This is a genomic window from Acidiluteibacter ferrifornacis, from assembly GCF_009909615.1.
In the GTDB taxonomy this organism is placed as follows: domain Bacteria; phylum Bacteroidota; class Bacteroidia; order Flavobacteriales_E; family Vicingaceae; genus Acidiluteibacter; species Acidiluteibacter ferrifornacis.
On sequence record NZ_WWNE01000012.1, the window covers coordinates 160505 to 177482 of the forward strand.

Here is a 16978-nt window from a genome sequence, read left to right on the forward strand (position 1 = left end):
CCTTTTTAATTTGCAGTTTTAAGTCCCATTTTAAGTCCTAATTCAATCATAAATTTATGGGCCTCTTCATAATTGTTTTGAATATCTCCCTCTAAGATGGCTTCTTTAATTGAATTCTTTATTTCTCCAACCGGTTTTGAAGGTCCTATGTTAAAGGTATTCATAATATGTTCTCCACTAATTGGTGGCTGCCAATTTCTCAACATATCTTTTTCTTCTATGTCGATTAATTTTTGCTTAACCAATTCAAAATTTTGGATATACTGACTTTGTTTCCTTTTGTTTTTAGTGGTGATGTCTGCAGTACACAGTTTCATCAAATCATCGATATCTTCTCCTGCATCAAAGAGCAACCTTCTGATAGCTGAGTCCGATACAATATCCTTTACCAATGCAATAGGTCTAAGATGAAGCCTTACTAATTTTTGAACATACTTCATTTTATGGTCTAGAGGCAGTTTTAACTTCTTGAAAATTCCTGGAACCATTTGGGCACCTTTGTCTTCATGACCATGAAAGGTCCAACCAATACTTTTTTCAAATCTTTTCGTTGGCGGTTTGGCAATATCGTGTAAGATTGCTGCCCACCTAAGCCATAAATCATCAGTGGTTTCACAAATATTATCCAATACTTGCAAAGTGTGGTAAAAGTTATCTTTATGACCTTTTCCATCAATGACTTCAATTCCATGCAATTCTGCCATCAATGGAAAGATAAGGTGTAATAGCTGAGAATCAAACAGTAAATTGAATCCAACAGACGGAATAGGGGAGAGAATAATCTTATTTAACTCATCAGTAATTCTTTCCTGAGAAACAATCTTAATTCGGTCTCTATTTTTTATAATGGATACGAATGAATTGGAATCAATGGTAAAATTGAGTTGACTAGCAAAACGAATGGCTCGCATCATTCTGAGAGGGTCGTCAGAGTAGGTGATGTCTGGGTCCAATGGAGTGACTAATCGCTTATTTTCTATATCTTTTAATCCTCCGAATGGGTCGATAAGGGTGCCAAAGTTATCTTTATTTAAACTTATAGCAAGTGCATTGATAGTAAAATCTCTTCGGTTTTGGTCATCTTCTAGTGTGCCATCTTCTACAATAGGTTTTCTACTATTTCGATTATAACTTTCCTTTCTGGCTCCTACGAATTCAATTTCATAACCATTGAAATTTAGCATAGCAGTTCCAAAATTTTTGAACACACTAACTTTTGTTTTTGGTCCAATTAGCTCTGCTACTTTGGTTGCTAAGTCTATTCCGTTTCCAATGGCTACAATGTCAATGTCTTTACTTGGACGATCCAAAATTAAATCTCTAACATATCCCCCTATAACATAGGCATCTATCTCTAATTCTGATGCAGCACGTTGAACAATTTCAAAAATAGGATGGGAAAGCTTTATTGGATTTTTCAATGATGTGCTATTTTTTTGCAAAATTACTGTTTTATGGAGAGTTTACTTCCTTAAAATTTGAAATTCTCCATTCATAGATAATTTAATAATGGTAGAAGGCTTGCTTACGGCAGAATGATAAAGAGGTAGGTTTACTTCGTAATCAACTAAGTGTTTTATTGAAGATTGAATTTGATTGTATTTTTCTGGGGTGGGTTCGCCACTTATATTAGCAGAGGTGCTAATAATGGGTTTTTTGAATCGTCGTATTAAAGCGATGCAAAAATCATCTTTAACAATTCTAATGGCTACGCTGCCATCGTTGGCAATGACTTGAGGAGCAAGATTCTTTCCTTCTGGATAAACAATAGTAAGAGGTTTTTCAGCAGTATCAATTAAATCCCAAGCAATTGGTGGCACATCTTTCAAGTATTTATTTAGCATTACTTCATCTGAAACCAGAACAATTAAACTTTTTGATTCCTCCCTCTGCTTAATTTCAAAAATTCGTTTAACTGCATTTTCGTTCGTTGCATCACAACCTATTCCCCAAACGGTATCTGTAGGATAGAGTATTGTTTTACCTTCTTGTAAGGCTGCGTAAGCTTTTTCTACTTCATCTCTCATCATTTTGCAAAGGTAAAAAATACTTTAAAGGCATGATTTTAGTTATGTATATAAAAGTTTAACTTTGGTATATACTGATTATGAAATTGATCATTACACCCATATTAGTCGTTTTCATTTTTCTGATGATATCAGCAGATATTATCGGTCAGACTACTGATGGACGAAGAGCCTTGCCAGCTACGATTTCAAACGGCGATACGCTCCCTACTGTCAATATGGGGACTGTTTTTGTAGTTGAGAAAAAAGTATTTAAATCGAAATCAGATAAGCGTAAATATGACCGATTAGAACGCTACGTAACCAAAGTCTATCCTTACGCCAAGCTAGCAGGAGATTTACTACAAACCTACAACGATACTTTACAAACCATCAAAAATGAGGTAAAACGTAAGGCTTACATGAAAAAAGTAGAGGAAGAACTAAAAACACAATTTGAAGGAGAGTTGAAAAAACTCACAGTTATGCAAGGAGTTATTCTAGTAAAGCTAATTGATCGCGAAACTGGTGAGTCAAGTTATGAGCTGGTTAAAGAGTTAAGGGGCTCTATGTCTGCGTTTTTATGGCAGTCACTTGCGCGTCTTTTTGGACAAAATTTAAAACTAAAGTACGACCCAAATGGGGAAGATAGAGACATTGAAAACATAGTGATTATGTTGGAAAATGGTATCATTCCCTACGCTCCTCGAGGAAGTGCACAAGTTACTCAATAGGTTCTTTCGACTCTGCTTTTTTCTCTTCTTTAGTTCCCTTGTATAGCGGGAAATGATGGTATTTACATTCAATAGGGCCATTATTCAATCGCAATCTTTTAGCTGCTTTTAATCCTATTAACTTAAGAGCTTGGATATTTCCACTTAAAATCCATGCATCACATCCACTGTAAAGTGTTTTTAATTGATCCCCAATTGCTTGATACATCGAAATCATGTCTTCATTGTTTCCAATTCGTTCACCATATGGTGGATTCATAACAATAACACCCTCATGCATGTTAGGATCAAAATTTAGGAAATCGGCTTTAAAGAATTGAACATTTCGGCTTATTCTAGCTCTTCTAGCATTACTTCTTGCTATTTCTACTGCTTCCGCATCCATATCACTACCATTGATTCTGAAATCAATGCGTTTAACTCTAGATTCTGCTCGATATTTTACAGATTCCCATAGGTCAGCATCAAAATCAAACCAGGTTTCGAAGCCAAAACTTCTATAGCCACCAGCAGGCGTTTGAGTTGCAATAAGTGCAGCTTCAATTGCAATGGTTCCCGATCCACACATTGGATCATAAAAGGTGGAGTTTTTATCCCAATTGGTTTTTAGTATCATCCCCGCAGCTAATACTTCAGATAGTGGAGCAAATGTTTGCTCGGTTTTGTAACCTCTCTTGGAAAGCGGTGTACTAGAACTATCTAAAGACACTGTACATTCATTGTGAGCAATGTGAATGTTAATTTTTACCGAAGGTCTGGTAACATCAATTGATGGACGCTGACCTGTCTTCTCTCTAAATTGATCAACAATCGCATCTTTTGTTTTTAAGGCTACGTATTTTGAGTGCGTAAATAGTGTTCCGTACGTTGTGGCATCCACAGCAAATGTCTTACTGTTACTCAGGTATTGTGACCAGTCTATTTTTTGAATTTGTCGATAGAGTTGATCTTCAGAATTCACTGTAAAAGACCGAATTGGCTTTAAGACTCTTAAACCAGTTCTCAATTCATAATTACAACGGTACAAATATTCTTGGTTGCCATAAAATCGAACAGCTCGTCCTAAAATTTCAGGATTTCTAACACCGATGTCTAGTAATTCTTTTTCTAAAACATCCTCTAAACCGAGTAGGGTAGTCACAACAATTTCAAAATGATCTTTCAAGGCAATGTGTATTTATGAGGTGCAAATTTCAACAAAAAAAGGAAGCCAATGACTTCCTTTTGTAAGGTATAGCAAATTGCTATTATTTTTTAAATGAATCAGCTACAACTAATTCTTTTGTTCCATGAGTATAGCTGTAAAAACCTTCTCCAGATTTAGCTCCTTTTTTGCCTGCCATTACCATGTTTACTAATAATGGACTAGGTGCGTATTTAGGATTTCCAAAACCTTCATATAACACATTAAGAATAGATAAACATACATCTAATCCTATAAAATCTGCTAATTGTAAAGGTCCCATAGGATGAGCCATCCCCAACTTCATAACTGTATCAATTTCTTCGACACCTGCAACGCCTTCGTGCAAAGTAATAATTGCTTCGTTGATCATGGGCATTAAAATTCTGTTCGCCACAAAACCAGGATAGTCGTTTACTTCAACAGGAATTTTTCCAAGCTTTTTAGATAAATCCATGATTTGATTGGTCACTTCATTTGAAGTAGCATAACCTCTTATGATCTCAACCAGTTTCATGATTGGAACAGGGTTCATAAAGTGCATTCCAATTACCTTGTCAGGTCGATTTGTAGCTGCTCCAATTTTAGTGATAGAAATAGAAGAAGTATTCGAAGCCAATATAACATGGTCTTCAGTGATTTCACTTAAATTCTTGAAAATTTTAAGCTTAATATCTACGTTTTCTGTGGCAGCCTCTACTACTAAATCAACACCTTTTATACCATCTTCCATTTTTGTAAAAGAAGAAATTCGGCCTAACGTCGTTTGTTTATCTGCTTCAGTAATTTTTTCTTTAGCTACCATTCGGTCTAAATTCTTCGAAATAGTAGATAAACCTTTATCTAATGAATCTTGAGAAAGGTCGATTAATGCAACCTCGTATCCACTTTGAGCGAAGGTGTGAGCAATTCCATTACCCATGGTACCTGCGCCAATTACTGCAACTTTTTTCATGAAAATATGTGTTTTTTAATGAGGGACAAAAATACGCTGTTGAAGGGTGAAATGAAAGTGGATGTTGGATTATTTTCCACTTCCTTTTAATACAATCATTACTGTATAGATTAGAATCTTAAAATCAACTAGCAATGACATGTTTTCGATGTAAATAATGTCGAATTTAAGTCGCTCTACCATTTGGTCTACATTTTCGGCGTAGCCATATTTTACTTGTCCCCAAGAGGTAATACCTGGCCTTACTTTTAGTAAATGATTGTAATGGGTTGCTTTTTCTACAATTTTATCAATAAAAAACTGACGTTCAGGGCGTGGGCCAACCAAACTCATATCACCAATTAAAACATTATAAAATTGAGGAATTTCGTCCATTCGGGTTTTACGCATAAAGATTCCAAACTTGGTAATTCTAGGGTCATTGGTGCTAGACAATGCAGGGCCTGCTTTTTCTGCATCCGTATACATTGATCTGAATTTGATAATGTTAAATGGTTTTCCATGCAATCCGATACGTTCTTGACGGAAGAAGGCCGGCCCCTTGGAGGTAGTCTTAACAATTATGGCAATGGTAAGGTATAATGGAGAGAATACAATTAAAACAAATAGAGAGACGAAAATATCAATTAACCGTTTTATTGTTTGTTGCCATGGAGGCATTATTTCACGATTAATGATAATTAAAGGCGCTCCAAATATTGAAGTCATTTTTACTGAACCTGATAGAATGTCGTACATGTCTGGTATTACCTTTACCAATACGTTCTGACCTTCTAATTCACTAATAATTTTCTCTAGGCTTTGGTGCTCTGAAGACTCAATCGCAATAATGGCTTCTTCTATTTGATGTTCAGCAATTATCGTTTTAAGATTTTCTGAATTTCCCAAAAATGGCAAGTATTCTTCTAATAAATACTTCTCATTTTTTTTCACCCTTACAAATCCAACAAACTTATTTCCATAAGACTTTTCATTGCCTTCCATCTCATTATAAAGGTTGATTGCTCTTGTGTTTGCACCGATAATAATGGTGTTGAATCCCATTTTTCTATTTTGGATTTTATGCACAATGTTGGTGGTGATAATGGTCCTAAATAGAGAAGTGAGAAAGGTATGAAGAGAGAAGAAATAGAGTAAAGAGAGGTAATAATCTTTATAGGTATTGATTTCATCATCTAAAATAAAAACGAAGAAAAGTAGAATACAACCAATGATAGAGATTAGAATTGTTTGCAATAAATCTTTTAAGCGAGCTTTTCTGAAAACGTCAAAATAATACCCAGTTGCTGCATACAGAACAATCCAAAATAGGGGAATGAATAATAGCCCTAAGAAAAAATTGGAATCATATTCAAATGGCTGTTGTCCAAATTTTAATGGTTCTAAGTATATTTTTCGAAATCTGAAGAAGAGGCCCCACGCTAATAATGCAGCTACGAAATCGGCAAATACGTACTTAATTATTTGTAAACGTCTATTCATCAATAGTGTATAATTTTTACATTATCGATATAAAATTCTGCAGTTCCTGTAAAGGAAGTAGTATACTTACTATATCCAAACAGGAAATTGTAATTCTTAGCACTGCCGTGAACACCAAGTATATCAGTTAAATTGATATAGATTTTTGTCCACTCATCTTTAGGTGGGAGAACGAAAGATATTTCATTTTCTATTTTATCATTAAAATAGGCTCCAAAGTTGACAAAGATGTTTCCTTTGAAATCTAACTCCATATATACAGGTGAGGAATTGTTCCTAGGAATATTGGAAATAGTAGGTGTATAAAACTCAAATCTTCTTTTATTATCTCCTTCTAACGTTATCCCTCCACACGGGCCTTCAAGTATAATTGTTGGATCAGTAATAAATGCCAAACTATCATCTGTGTTTTTACCATTTTCAAACGTAATGGAATTGGTAAAGTCTTCAAAGAAGGTACTGAATTTAGTTGCAGAAGTGTATTGTAATATAGGATGAATAGTGTCGAATTCACCTCTTACAAGATCTACTTCTGTTTCATAACGGGTATAAAAAGGATATTCTAACCTTGATGTATAAACCCCATTTTGTTTAATACCACCTCCTACTTTAATCGTCACTTTTCCTTCTGTTAATATTGGCACTGTGGCGGGTAAATCGTAGATTCCTACTAACTTTTCGTTCACAAAAACATAGGCATCACTAATAGAACTTCTAGAAGATCCTTGATTAACATCTGTAATTTGTAAATCAATATCATTAATGAAAATATAAGAAGGTATTTCTACATCCTTTTCCTTGCAACTATATAGAAATAGGATGATTGAAGAGAGAGTAAGTAAATATTTAAACATACGATGTACGTACAAAATGGTTAAAAGAGTGCAAAAGTAACAGAATCAAACGCAATATATCGTTTAATATTGCATCAAATTACAATGGACTCATTTGTCATTTTTAACTTCTCTATAATTTTGTGCGCAACATCTAGTGCATTGTATCCATCGTGGATGCTAACAGGAGGAACAGTATTGGTATTAATAGCATGAGCAAACGCAGTTAACTCGTCTTTTATTGCATTATTGGGTTCAACAGAGGGCTTTTCAAAATAAATCTGTTTACTTCCCTTATCCTTTCCTAAGTCAATGGTTACGGCTAATGGATCAGGCTCTCCAACTACATTACTCAAACGCACTATTTCAGCCTCTTTTTCTAGAAAATCTATAGATATGTATGCATCTCTCTGGAAAACGCGTGTTTTTCTCATGTTTTTCAGTGAAATTCTACTTGCGGTTAAATTCGCCACACAGCCATTATCAAATTCAATCCGTGTATTGGTGATGTCTGGTGTATCGCTCACCACAGCTACACCGCTAGCACTTATTTTTTTTATGTTACTTTTTACTAAACTCAATATGATATCAATATCATGAATCATTAAGTCCAATACTACTGAGACATCGGTTCCTCTTGGATTGAATTGAGCAAGACGGTGACATTCTATAAACATGGGTTGATCACAATATGGCTGAGCTGCGGTGAAGGCGGGGTTGAATCGTTCAACATGACCTACTTGCACTTGTACTCTTGCTTCTTCTGCCAGACCTATAAGATCTTTGGCTTCTTCTACAGTAGAAGTAATTGGTTTTTCAATAAATACATGTTTTGATTTTTTTAGAGCTTTAACAGCACAATCATAATGCGATAAGGTGGGGGTTACGATATCTATGGCGTCACAAGCATCTATTAAATCGTCTAAATTTTCGAAGAATGGAATGCCGATTTCCTCTGAAACTTTTTCAGAGACCTCTTTATTTAAGTCATAGAAACCAACAAGCTCAAAAGCCTCAATTTCTTTTAATAATCTCAAGTGAATTTTCCCTAAGTGCCCGGTTCCTAAAACTCCAATCTTCAACATAAGCTGTAATTATTTTGTACAAAAATACGCTTACTCTAATTATGATAACTACAAATGTAGATTGGGTTTTCAACAATGAATATTTAATAATAACAATGCTCTTATTGTTCAAATAGCGGGCTAAGTTTATGTAATTTGGTAAAATTAAAATGCGTTATTTTTTAGTCAAGAATGGATACTTATCGACATAAAGGTTTACGAAAAAAATTAGTTGAATTACTTAAGGAAAAGGGCATTACCGATGAGCAGGTGTTGGAAGCAATAAATTCTATTCCACGACATCTTTTTTTAGATAATGCGTTTGTCAACTTTGCATATCAAGATAAGGCCTTTCCAATTGGGGCGGGTCAAACCATCTCTCAGCCTTTTACCGTCGCATTTCAAACTCAGTTATTAGAATTGGAGAGGGGAGATAAAGTCTTAGAAATTGGAACAGGATCAGCTTATCAAACATGTGTATTGTTAGAAATGAAAGCCAAAGTATTTTCAATTGAGCGTCAAAAATTATTGTTTCAAAGGGCTAAAGTTTTATTGCCAAAGATGGGATATTCAGCCAAATTATTTTTCGGGGACGGATATAAGGGACAGCCGGCATTTGCTCCATTTGATAAAATAATAATCACAGCAGGGGCTCCATTTATCCCAGAAGACCTAAAGAAACAATTAAAGGTGGGTGGAATAATGGTTATCCCTGTGGGGGAAGGAGAATCCCAAGTTATGCAACGCTTAAGAAAGATAGGTGAGACTGAGTTTGAATATGAAGAGTTTGGAGATTTTAAATTTGTTCCTTTGTTACAAGACAAATCTTTTTCAAATTAGCACAATAAATATATAATTCATGGGTTTAATAACTTTTAAAAATAACGATATGAGAAAGATAGTAGTTGCCTTGTTTGCCATTTTGATTTCCTCACCTGTATTGCAAGCACAAGAAGAAGAAACTTTGAAACCCGTAGACGGAAATTGGGGAGTCTTATTAAACCTTAATGGATTAATCGATAACATTCGATTGTCTAATGCATCGTCTCCAATTAACACTAGTTTAGTAACTGGGAAATATTACCTTTCAACTTCTAAGGTTCTAAGAGTTGACTTGGGGCCTTCCATACAATCAAAGAAAAGTTTTAGAGAAGACAGTATTGGATCTTCTTTAAGAGCAATAGACTCCACCTACAAAAAATCTTCTTTGTATTTAGCCGTTGGGTTAGAAAAACACTTTTCTGGAACTAAAAGATTAGACCCGTATATTGGTGGACAAATTGGAATCGGTTTAATAGGTAAAACTAAAATAGAAGAAGAAATAAGAACAGTAAGCTCTGCTGGAACAGATAGAGAAACTATCACTTTTGAACAAGATGGAGGTTTTGCTATCGGATTAAATGCTATAGCCGGTTTTAACTATTTTGTCGCTAAAAACTTTGCTTTAGGAGCGGAGTACACGTTAGGGTATAATTTTTTGAAAGATGGTGGTAATTTTAGCCGTGTCACTCAAGTAAACCCTATTAGTGGTTCAGCTTCCTCTGATGTAGAAAAAGGAAAAAGTCAAGTCAATACCAATTCTTTTGTTGTAGAGGGTAATGCTAGAATATTAATATCTTACTATTTTTAAGTAAGAAGGAGTAATCAATTCTAAAAAGCGGTAGTTCTACCGCTTTTTTTATTTTAAGGCAAAAAGATTGCCTCAAGTATTTTAGGAATGAAAATAATGCCCCCAGCAATTGCAGAACTTATTGCTGTAATAAGGACAGCTGCAGCCGCGATGTCTTTAATTTGTTTAATCGCTTGGTTGCGTTCTGGAGAAATAAAATCCGCAATACCTTCGATAGAGGTGTTTATTAATTCTGTAGTTATGACAGATGAGATCGAAAAGGAAATTACAATCCATTCCAATGGTGAAAGTTGAGTAATTATTCCAACGATGACAGTCAAAAGAGCACAGAAGAGATGAATTTTGGCGTTATGTTCTTTTTGAAAAAAGGTGATTAAACCTTGGAATGCATATTTGAAACTTTGCATTCTTGAATGAATTGAGAATTTTGTCGGTTTCATGTTGCTCTTTGATTTTGATCGACTCATAAATAAAAAGGCTAGGGATTATAAATCCCTAGCCAACTTATTGTTTTAAAATCATCGATTAGATGATTGAATAATTTTTATCAGAAATCCAATTCAATGCCAGTACATGTTTTCCCTGAAACCAGAACATTCCCTTTCCAATAGATACTGTCATTATTGGCGATTACTCTATATTCATATGCAATAGCAGGAATATACCCTAAATCCTTTCGAACTGTAACCGTTCCCAATGTACCGCACTCAGGCTTAGCTGGAAATGCATTGGTAACTGAAGTTGAGCCTACAAATGTGCTATCCAAATAATACGATAATTCATAGATATTATCTTTTATAAGTGAATCTGTAGTCAAGGTATCAAACCAAAAAACAACCTCACCTTGGTAAATACAAGAACCGTCATCAGAGTCCGCATCTGAATTAAACCGACTACTATTAGGGTCTGTACAACCATATTTCTCAGAACAACTACTTAAAGCGATCAACGAGGAGATAAAAACAGTGGCAAGGGTAAATTTTAAAATCTTCATTTTAATTTCTAGTTTTCAATTAATTACAAATTATTTCCGTCGTTTGTTAAGGATGGAACGGTTTCAAACTTACTCATATTTATCAATTATTTTATCATTACCTGATTTGTGCTGCATATTTATTTCAATTTAAAGGAACAAAAATCAAAGAGTAATTTCAACATTGATACATTAATTTACAGCATTTAGCTACTGCTTAAGTTAGCAAATATCGATTATTCCTAGTGCATTAGTAAAGTCAGAGAAGGTAAGCGGACAAAATGGAAATTTTACCTTTTCTTGGTCGCTTCCTGCCTCTTTAGCAAATGGAAGGTATACGATTGATTTTATCCAAAACTGAGCTAGAATAAATACACGTCCCATATACATTCAATGAAAAAGGGATTAATGTTTCAACATTCGGGTCATGAAATTGTGAATCATAGTTGTAAATACGGAGTCGGTGATTAAGCCGGCTCCACTTTCTATAGAGCCTGTAGATAGAACACAGTGACCATCATACTCCGTAATAACAAAGTCGGCACCAGAGGCTTGAATGCAATCATTTAAATCCTTGCCACTTACATTTTCTTCACAATTTTGTCCTTTCGCTAGCACCGTCATATTGCTTTTTAGTTTTACTATTTTGTCGGTTTCATCCCCCGAAATACCACGAGAGGTGATTCCAGTTTTACCAAAAAGAGTAGACTCATTTACATGGGTATTTGCATAAATCCAATGGTCAGGTGAAGAAACTCGATAAGGTGCGTATGTATGTATACCCTCTACAGAATATCGGACACCTAATAAATGATGCTCAGATTGGTTCAAATGATGTCGCCACATTCCGCCGTAATCAAAAAGGCTTTCTTCGAATGAAGTCAAATCTTTTCGACACTCCATTATAGTATAGTCGGCATTCCATTTCGTTTTCCAGTACATTTGGTTTCCTCCCAAAGAAATGAGTGATTTGTGACCGTTTTGTACCAAACTGGTTAAGTGATCAACCATTTTTTGTGTAAAGTATTCAGCGTGATAAGCCAATACAATAACATCATACTGCATCATAGCCTCAGGATGTTCTTCCAAATAATAATCAGGTAATAAGTCGGCATCGTAGTATTCTGAGAAGAAATTTACAATATGCGATTCTATAGGACTAATGGCCATAGAGTTTGGACGTTGTGCAGCTACGGTATAAACTGTTTTTGATTCATAATTATTGACATAAAGCGATTTTCCGCCCCAATCATTATATGCCAGCCATGTTGATATCGGAGCCAACACGACTACCTTGGATGTAGATTTATTCGCTATTATAAAGTTTATTGCTGAGGAATCTTTTTCATTCAACAATTCTATTTGATAATACCCTGATTGATAGTTGTTGGTTAAAGGAAGAGTGTGAGTAGTTTCCCATTTACATCCATACTCTGATTGAGTAGAATCTATTTTTTGGTCAATAGGTTCAATTTTAAAAGTGTCTATCGCTGTTTTGTTCCCATTTCCCAGTAATTGATAAACAATACCTTTACCTGCTGACAAAGCTCGTAGCTTTAATTTAACGGTGTCTAGTCGATTATAACTAAGTTGATCGGAGTAACCTTCAATAGTTTTATACTGAATTCTTTCTGGAGTGCCAACCTTTACCATAGGAACAAACCGGTAACGATAATAATTACCAATAACTCCTAGAACGGCAATTAACATAATAAGAGAAAGCCATTTTATAAGAGTTTTCATGGGGAAGATAAATCAGATGTAGAAATATAAGGCAATAAAACTACTAAATAAACCAAGAGAAATCAGTTTATCTGACTGCTTAATGGATTGCATTGTTAAGAAATATACTTCCGATAATTAGTAGAATTTTAAACACTGTTTTTCTTTAGAGGTACTTCTTTACTAATAATGATATTTTAAAGCATTATTGAAGGCGCAAAGCGACACCAAATCCAATCGTAATGGTTTCTACTTCCTGTCTAAATTGAGATTCATCAAACTCAGGTCGTGCATTGAAGTAATCCACTGATAATAAGAGGGATGTTTTAGCTCCTGTATGAAAACGAAACATTGAGCCAATATTATATGCAAAGACTGAGGAGCGATCTCCACCAATGGTTTGAGTATAGAAGGGGGAATTGTCAATATCAAATTTAGGAGATGTAAATGCAGTGTATCCTACCATTGGTCTTAGGTCTAATTCAACTCTGGAAGCAAGATGAAAAGTGAAAAGTGGACCTAAAAGAATTCCTCCATAAGTCCAAGGTGATTTTATTTGATCACCATCTAAGGAGTTTGCAGCACCAAACCATGTACCCGCAATTCCTATATTTTTTGAAAACCGATAACCAAAGTTTAATAGGTTTATTTGGACTCCAGTCTTCGCCAACCCATTATCATCTGCACCAAATTCACCCACAGGATTTGATATTCCTATAGTAAGTCCGAGGTAACCTTTTTTATATCCACTGTTGTGTTCTTTTACAAATGTTAACTCTTTTGTTATTTTTTCAATCGCATCCATTTCATAGAAGAACACATTCCTACCAATGGTTTCAATTTTTATGGATTTATTAGGTATCTGTTCAATAATGACACCACGCATTATACCTCCATTTTTGAGGTAGACAACGTCTTCATATTGGTTTTGACTGTAAGAAACTAGAGTGGTTAAAAGGAATACTACGAATAAAATTTTCTTCTCCATAAAGGCTTATTTTTTAGTTTTTTAGAAGGTTGAAAGATAGGAATATTCTTGTGCTATTTTTCTAAGCTTGAAATATTTTGCCAATTGAGTTGTTTTTACTTCTGATTATTAGGTTGTTATGGTGTTTTTGTTGATGTAAACTTTCAACTTCACCTCTAGCGGCTTTTTAATCAATTAAAATGTCTGTCAGATTGACAAGTATTGAAAGGTTTCCTTTATTTAATCAATGAAACCTTTTTAGTCACTACTTTATCATTGTATTTAAAGGTTATAAAATAGATTCCTTCTGATTGATCTTGCAAATCGATGTAAAATTTATTGGCAGCTTTAAAATCAATGGAAAGCGGGATTTCTTCACCCAAGAAATTATACACTTGGGGCTCTACCTTATTATTAGTAATCAATTGGTTTGCTATTTCAACGGTAAACTCGTCTCTAGTAGGGTTGGGATAGATTTGAAATTCATTTTCTAGTTTGGTTTCGGCTAACTCAGTAAGAACTTAGCTGATTCTAGTCGATTGATGTTCTAAATTTTACTCTATTCTATACAATCTAAATGTGCCTCTTGAATTTTCAATAGTAAGCAGGCTATCTTCTATGTGGTAATTGCCGGAGTAGTCTATCAAATGACCATATTTTGGATCACAACAAACCTCAGTACAAGCAACGTTAGTATAGCTTATTTCCGTTTCACTCCATTGAAATTGGGTACTGCAACTATTTATGTCTAAATTGTAATTGATTTCCGCATTGGATATGTTCAAGAAGAGTCGATCCGTCTCAGGTATTGAGCGATTGCCAGTATCTGTTTGTATAGCCACTAACTTCCATTTTCCATCTAAAGGACGACTTTGCGACTGAGCAGTAAAACCATACACTATAAAAACCATCAATGCGGTTATATAAAGCGGTGCTGAGGAAGATTTCATGGATAGTGAATTTTGGTGCGGGTTTGGAAATTAAGAATTTATATGTGGACTATGTTTAATAATTATTCTCTAATTGAAATGTGGGTGGGTTTTAACGGCGGAGTTATATATCAAAACCAAATTTTTTTAATTTTTTTAAGGATTCATAAGCACGTATTATTGCTTGTTCTTTGATTTTTTCTTTTTTAACTAATGCGGTTTGAACGGCCTTTACGTTTGCTAATTCAAGATTGTCAAATATTTTAGTTTGACTGGCTAAATCTATAATTCGTTTCCATTCGTCTTTTGAAATCATTAGAAATTTATCGTAAATGAATTTCACTTCAATAATTTCAGTTTCCTCTAATTTTGATAAAGCTTTTACTTCGTCAATAATTTGAGGACTCGACTGAATATAGTCCAATACTTTTTTTCCAAAAGTTATTTCTCTTGTTGTTAAGTTCTTGCTTTTACTTAACCTGCTTACTAAATCAAAAGCAGTTGACCAATCAAAGCCAATTGGCTTGTTTTTGTCGATATAAAGTCTGAAACCGTCCCAAAATTTCAGTCCCATTTTTTGAATTTCACTAATCACAAAAACAGAATCTTCTATACTATTTGTATCAATTTCTTTTTCCTTTTCTCGTTGCGTTTTTTCCTCATCTGAAATTAAATACTCTTTCAAATCAGAAAGTAAATTTTTAGAATATTGTGTTGCTTTCAACTTGTCCCACGATGTTGACCGTTTTGCGTACTCCGAAACCATTCCGCCCCCATTTGCCTCTAAATGGTTGTACACAAAAATCAATAGGCTTTTGAGGTGATTGCTCACAAAATCATCAATTTTTTGTTCTTCGTAAAGTTTCCATAAGTCAAACCGATTATCGGTTAAGAAATGGAAAAATGAAAGGGTATATGCAACGGAAAATGATTTTATACTTGTGTTTTCTCCAATTGCATTAGCCCCCTTCCTGCCAAATAACTTATCGGTTGTTTTGAACAAAATTGCGTTTGCAATCAATTTGCGATAAAAATTTTCGCCTGGCAATTTGTTTTTATTGACTAGTTCAGTAATCTTTTTCGTGTAATGAATAAAGTTTTTTTGTGAACCTTGTGAAACAAAATGAGGCTCTAAGTCCCAAATATTAATAAATTTTGCAATATCTGATTTTACAAATTTTCTGTATGACGGATTTTGCTCTTTAAATTTCTTTTGCTGTGCAGGCGTTTGTTTGTTCAGTGTTTCACGATATTGGCCATTAGCTCGCTCAAAGAACCATAACAACGATTGATTTTTGTTCTCTGGATTTACAACATATTTTTTTCTTGATAGATTTTCTATTTGAACGAAATAAGGATTGTTCGAAGATAAATCTAATTCAGATACTTTATTTTGACTGTTCGCAAAACGGGAAATGTTTGGGACTTCGATATTCTTTTGTTCTTTATCCTTAATAACAGTTAGCTTCATCTGAACAAAAATTTTGCTCAAATCAGCATCTTTAAATTTTTTCTGTGTGTGATATAAGGAAGCCGTTGTTTGGCCACCATTCACAACTTGAAAGTCATTAAGCTTTGTAATAACTAACCGGTTATCTACAACCTTTGTTTCAACGCTTTCAGCTGTTGCTGTAATTCCGTTATTGTAAGGCAAAAACATATGCGGTTTGTTGCGAATGGTTTCCCTAATCCCTTTATTGAACTTACCTGCTTGTCCTAAAAAAGCACGAACATTACTTTCCAATAATTCATTTGAAAATTCTTTGTACAATTTTGCTAAAATTTCACCCGGAATAATTGCCAAATAACAATCGTACATTTCATCAATACTCGGAACTTGCAAGCATTGTAAACCTTTTCCGTTTTCTGTAAAACTCTCAAACTCTATTTCAATAGGTTCGTGTACACTGTTCGATTCATTGATTTTAAACAAACGTGCAATGTCCCAAGTATGAACAAAAACATCAGCATCTGCGACTTCAATTTTCTCTTTATCATGATTTGAAAATCCGTTAATCAGAAAATAAACATTGATTCGGTCAAAATTTTTTCCTTGTTCCCCAATTATGTCAATTAAATGGTACAATTCTGTATTTGATTTATCAATATAATCTATATGCCTTTTTAATGCTGAATTGATAAAGCGTTTAACCTGATTGAGCGTTTTTGTGTAATCATCCTTTGTAATATTATAGTCGTATTCGTTCTTATAGGATGTGACAAACAAATCAAGTGTTTCGTAGTATTCCTTTTTGTTTTCATCTTTTACTAAATCTTTCAAACAATAACCGTTGATTTTCCAATCAATTCCGCCCTGACTGTTTGGATGAACATACGATAACACTCTTGCACCTTCTGATTTTCCGATTGATTCTAAAACTTCCAAAGAATATTCGGTGAATTTGTCCTCAAAACTTGCTCCTTCTCCTTCTGAATAAACATATGACGCAATAATGGATTTGACTTCTTCGATATAGTTTTCTAACGCTCTCACCATACA

General features: G+C 34.4%; 18 protein-coding genes. 3 read left to right on the forward strand and 15 right to left on the reverse strand.

The window, feature by feature from the left end:
* Positions 1–5: 5 nt before the first annotated feature.
* A complete protein-coding gene (locus tag GQN54_RS12825; RefSeq protein ID WP_160633957.1) occupies positions 6–1421 on the reverse strand; it encodes a CCA tRNA nucleotidyltransferase in 1416 nt (471 codons plus the stop codon).
* 42 nt (positions 1422–1463) lie between these two features.
* A complete protein-coding gene (locus GQN54_RS12830) occupies positions 1464–2030 on the reverse strand; it encodes an L-threonylcarbamoyladenylate synthase (protein WP_160633958.1) in 567 nt (188 codons plus the stop codon).
* A gap of 77 nt (positions 2031–2107) precedes the next feature.
* Here GQN54_RS12830 and GQN54_RS12835 point away from each other — a divergent pair, with 77 nt between their 5' ends.
* Entirely contained in the window at positions 2108–2740 is a 633-nt protein-coding gene (locus GQN54_RS12835; protein WP_160633959.1) for a DUF4294 domain-containing protein, read from the forward strand.
* Here the strand turns inward: GQN54_RS12835 and GQN54_RS12840 are convergent.
* The 5 genes from GQN54_RS12840 to GQN54_RS12860 form a co-directional block, all read right to left on the reverse strand.
* Positions 2730–3905, reverse strand: coding sequence for a THUMP domain-containing class I SAM-dependent RNA methyltransferase (locus GQN54_RS12840; protein ID WP_160633960.1), 1176 nt, complete (start codon positions 3903–3905; stop codon positions 2730–2732). The two genes, GQN54_RS12835 and GQN54_RS12840, sit on opposite strands and share 11 nt — an antisense overlap.
* A gap of 82 nt (positions 3906–3987) precedes the next feature.
* Positions 3988–4878 (reverse strand): 3-hydroxybutyryl-CoA dehydrogenase, encoded by an 891-nt coding sequence (locus tag GQN54_RS12845; protein ID WP_160633961.1) that lies wholly within the window; start codon positions 4876–4878, stop codon positions 3988–3990.
* Positions 4879–4947: 69 nt separating this feature from the next.
* A complete protein-coding gene (locus GQN54_RS12850; RefSeq protein WP_160633962.1) occupies positions 4948–6360 on the reverse strand; it encodes a sugar transferase in 1413 nt (470 codons plus the stop codon).
* Positions 6360–7214, reverse strand: a complete 855-nt coding sequence (locus GQN54_RS12855) for a hypothetical protein (protein WP_160633963.1) — start codon at positions 7212–7214, stop codon at positions 6360–6362. The genes GQN54_RS12850 and GQN54_RS12855 overlap by 1 nt, the downstream gene beginning before the upstream one ends.
* Before the next feature lie 74 nt (positions 7215–7288).
* Positions 7289–8278: a Gfo/Idh/MocA family protein gene (locus GQN54_RS12860; RefSeq protein ID WP_160633964.1), complete on the reverse strand. Its 990-nt coding sequence runs from the start codon at positions 8276–8278 to the stop codon at positions 7289–7291.
* Between the two features lie 171 nt (positions 8279–8449).
* Between GQN54_RS12860 and GQN54_RS12865 the strand changes: the two genes are divergently transcribed.
* Both GQN54_RS12865 and GQN54_RS12870 read left to right on the forward strand, forming a co-directional pair.
* Complete coding sequence (locus tag GQN54_RS12865) at positions 8450–9097, forward strand: protein-L-isoaspartate(D-aspartate) O-methyltransferase (protein ID WP_160633965.1); 648 nt, start codon at positions 8450–8452, stop codon at positions 9095–9097.
* Between the two features lie 49 nt (positions 9098–9146).
* Positions 9147–9887: an outer membrane beta-barrel protein gene (locus GQN54_RS12870; protein WP_160633966.1), complete on the forward strand. Its 741-nt coding sequence runs from the start codon at positions 9147–9149 to the stop codon at positions 9885–9887.
* Positions 9888–9940: 53 nt separating this feature from the next.
* On the opposite strand, the gene GQN54_RS12875 is transcribed toward GQN54_RS12870, so the two are convergent.
* From GQN54_RS12875 to GQN54_RS12910, 8 genes are all read right to left on the reverse strand, one after another.
* Entirely contained in the window at positions 9941–10327 is a 387-nt protein-coding gene (locus GQN54_RS12875; protein WP_160633967.1) for a diacylglycerol kinase family protein, read from the reverse strand.
* A 107-nt stretch (positions 10328–10434) separates the two neighbouring features.
* Positions 10435–10881 (reverse strand): hypothetical protein, encoded by a 447-nt coding sequence (locus GQN54_RS12880; RefSeq protein WP_160633968.1) that lies wholly within the window; start codon positions 10879–10881, stop codon positions 10435–10437.
* Positions 10882–11082: 201 nt separating this feature from the next.
* Complete coding sequence (locus tag GQN54_RS12885) at positions 11083–11244, reverse strand: hypothetical protein (RefSeq protein WP_160633969.1); 162 nt, start codon at positions 11242–11244, stop codon at positions 11083–11085.
* Between the two features lie 21 nt (positions 11245–11265).
* A complete protein-coding gene (locus tag GQN54_RS12890) occupies positions 11266–12603 on the reverse strand; it encodes a N,N-dimethylformamidase beta subunit family domain-containing protein (protein ID WP_160633970.1) in 1338 nt (445 codons plus the stop codon).
* A gap of 184 nt (positions 12604–12787) precedes the next feature.
* Positions 12788–13570 (reverse strand): hypothetical protein, encoded by a 783-nt coding sequence (locus tag GQN54_RS12895; protein ID WP_160633971.1) that lies wholly within the window; start codon positions 13568–13570, stop codon positions 12788–12790.
* A gap of 215 nt (positions 13571–13785) precedes the next feature.
* On the reverse strand, positions 13786–14025 hold the full coding sequence (locus GQN54_RS12900; protein ID WP_160634127.1) for a T9SS type A sorting domain-containing protein: 240 nt from the start codon (positions 14023–14025) through the stop codon (positions 13786–13788).
* A 78-nt stretch (positions 14026–14103) separates the two neighbouring features.
* Positions 14104–14499, reverse strand: coding sequence for an META domain-containing protein (locus GQN54_RS12905; protein WP_160633972.1), 396 nt, complete (start codon positions 14497–14499; stop codon positions 14104–14106).
* Positions 14500–14602: 103 nt separating this feature from the next.
* Positions 14603–16975, reverse strand: a complete 2373-nt coding sequence (locus GQN54_RS12910) for an AIPR family protein (protein ID WP_160633973.1) — start codon at positions 16973–16975, stop codon at positions 14603–14605.
* Between the last annotated feature and the right edge of the window lie 3 nt (positions 16976–16978).

Coding starts and splice junctions, on each gene's coding strand:
- GQN54_RS12895 (WP_160633971.1), bottom strand. CDS start 13,570: ATGGAGAAGAAAATTTTATTCGTAGTATTCCTTTTAACCACTCTAGTT.
- GQN54_RS12885 (WP_160633969.1), bottom strand. CDS start 11,244: ATGGGACGTGTATTTATTCTAGCTCAGTTTTGGATAAAATCAATCGTA.
- GQN54_RS12870 (WP_160633966.1), top strand. CDS start 9,147: ATGAGAAAGATAGTAGTTGCCTTGTTTGCCATTTTGATTTCCTCACCT.
- GQN54_RS12865 (WP_160633965.1), top strand. CDS start 8,450: ATGGATACTTATCGACATAAAGGTTTACGAAAAAAATTAGTTGAATTA.
- GQN54_RS12835 (WP_160633959.1), top strand. CDS start 2,108: ATGAAATTGATCATTACACCCATATTAGTCGTTTTCATTTTTCTGATG.
- GQN54_RS12860 (WP_160633964.1), bottom strand. CDS start 8,278: ATGTTGAAGATTGGAGTTTTAGGAACCGGGCACTTAGGGAAAATTCAC.
- GQN54_RS12850 (WP_160633962.1), bottom strand. CDS start 6,360: ATGAATAGACGTTTACAAATAATTAAGTACGTATTTGCCGATTTCGTA.
- GQN54_RS12905 (WP_160633972.1), bottom strand. CDS start 14,499: ATGAAATCTTCCTCAGCACCGCTTTATATAACCGCATTGATGGTTTTT.
- GQN54_RS12890 (WP_160633970.1), bottom strand. CDS start 12,603: ATGAAAACTCTTATAAAATGGCTTTCTCTTATTATGTTAATTGCCGTT.
- GQN54_RS12880 (WP_160633968.1), bottom strand. CDS start 10,881: ATGAAGATTTTAAAATTTACCCTTGCCACTGTTTTTATCTCCTCGTTG.
- GQN54_RS12910 (WP_160633973.1), bottom strand. CDS start 16,975: ATGGTGAGAGCGTTAGAAAACTATATCGAAGAAGTCAAATCCATTATT.
- GQN54_RS12855 (WP_160633963.1), bottom strand. CDS start 7,214: ATGTTTAAATATTTACTTACTCTCTCTTCAATCATCCTATTTCTATAT.
- GQN54_RS12875 (WP_160633967.1), bottom strand. CDS start 10,327: ATGAAACCGACAAAATTCTCAATTCATTCAAGAATGCAAAGTTTCAAA.
- GQN54_RS12830 (WP_160633958.1), bottom strand. CDS start 2,030: ATGATGAGAGATGAAGTAGAAAAAGCTTACGCAGCCTTACAAGAAGGT.
- GQN54_RS12845 (WP_160633961.1), bottom strand. CDS start 4,878: ATGAAAAAAGTTGCAGTAATTGGCGCAGGTACCATGGGTAATGGAATT.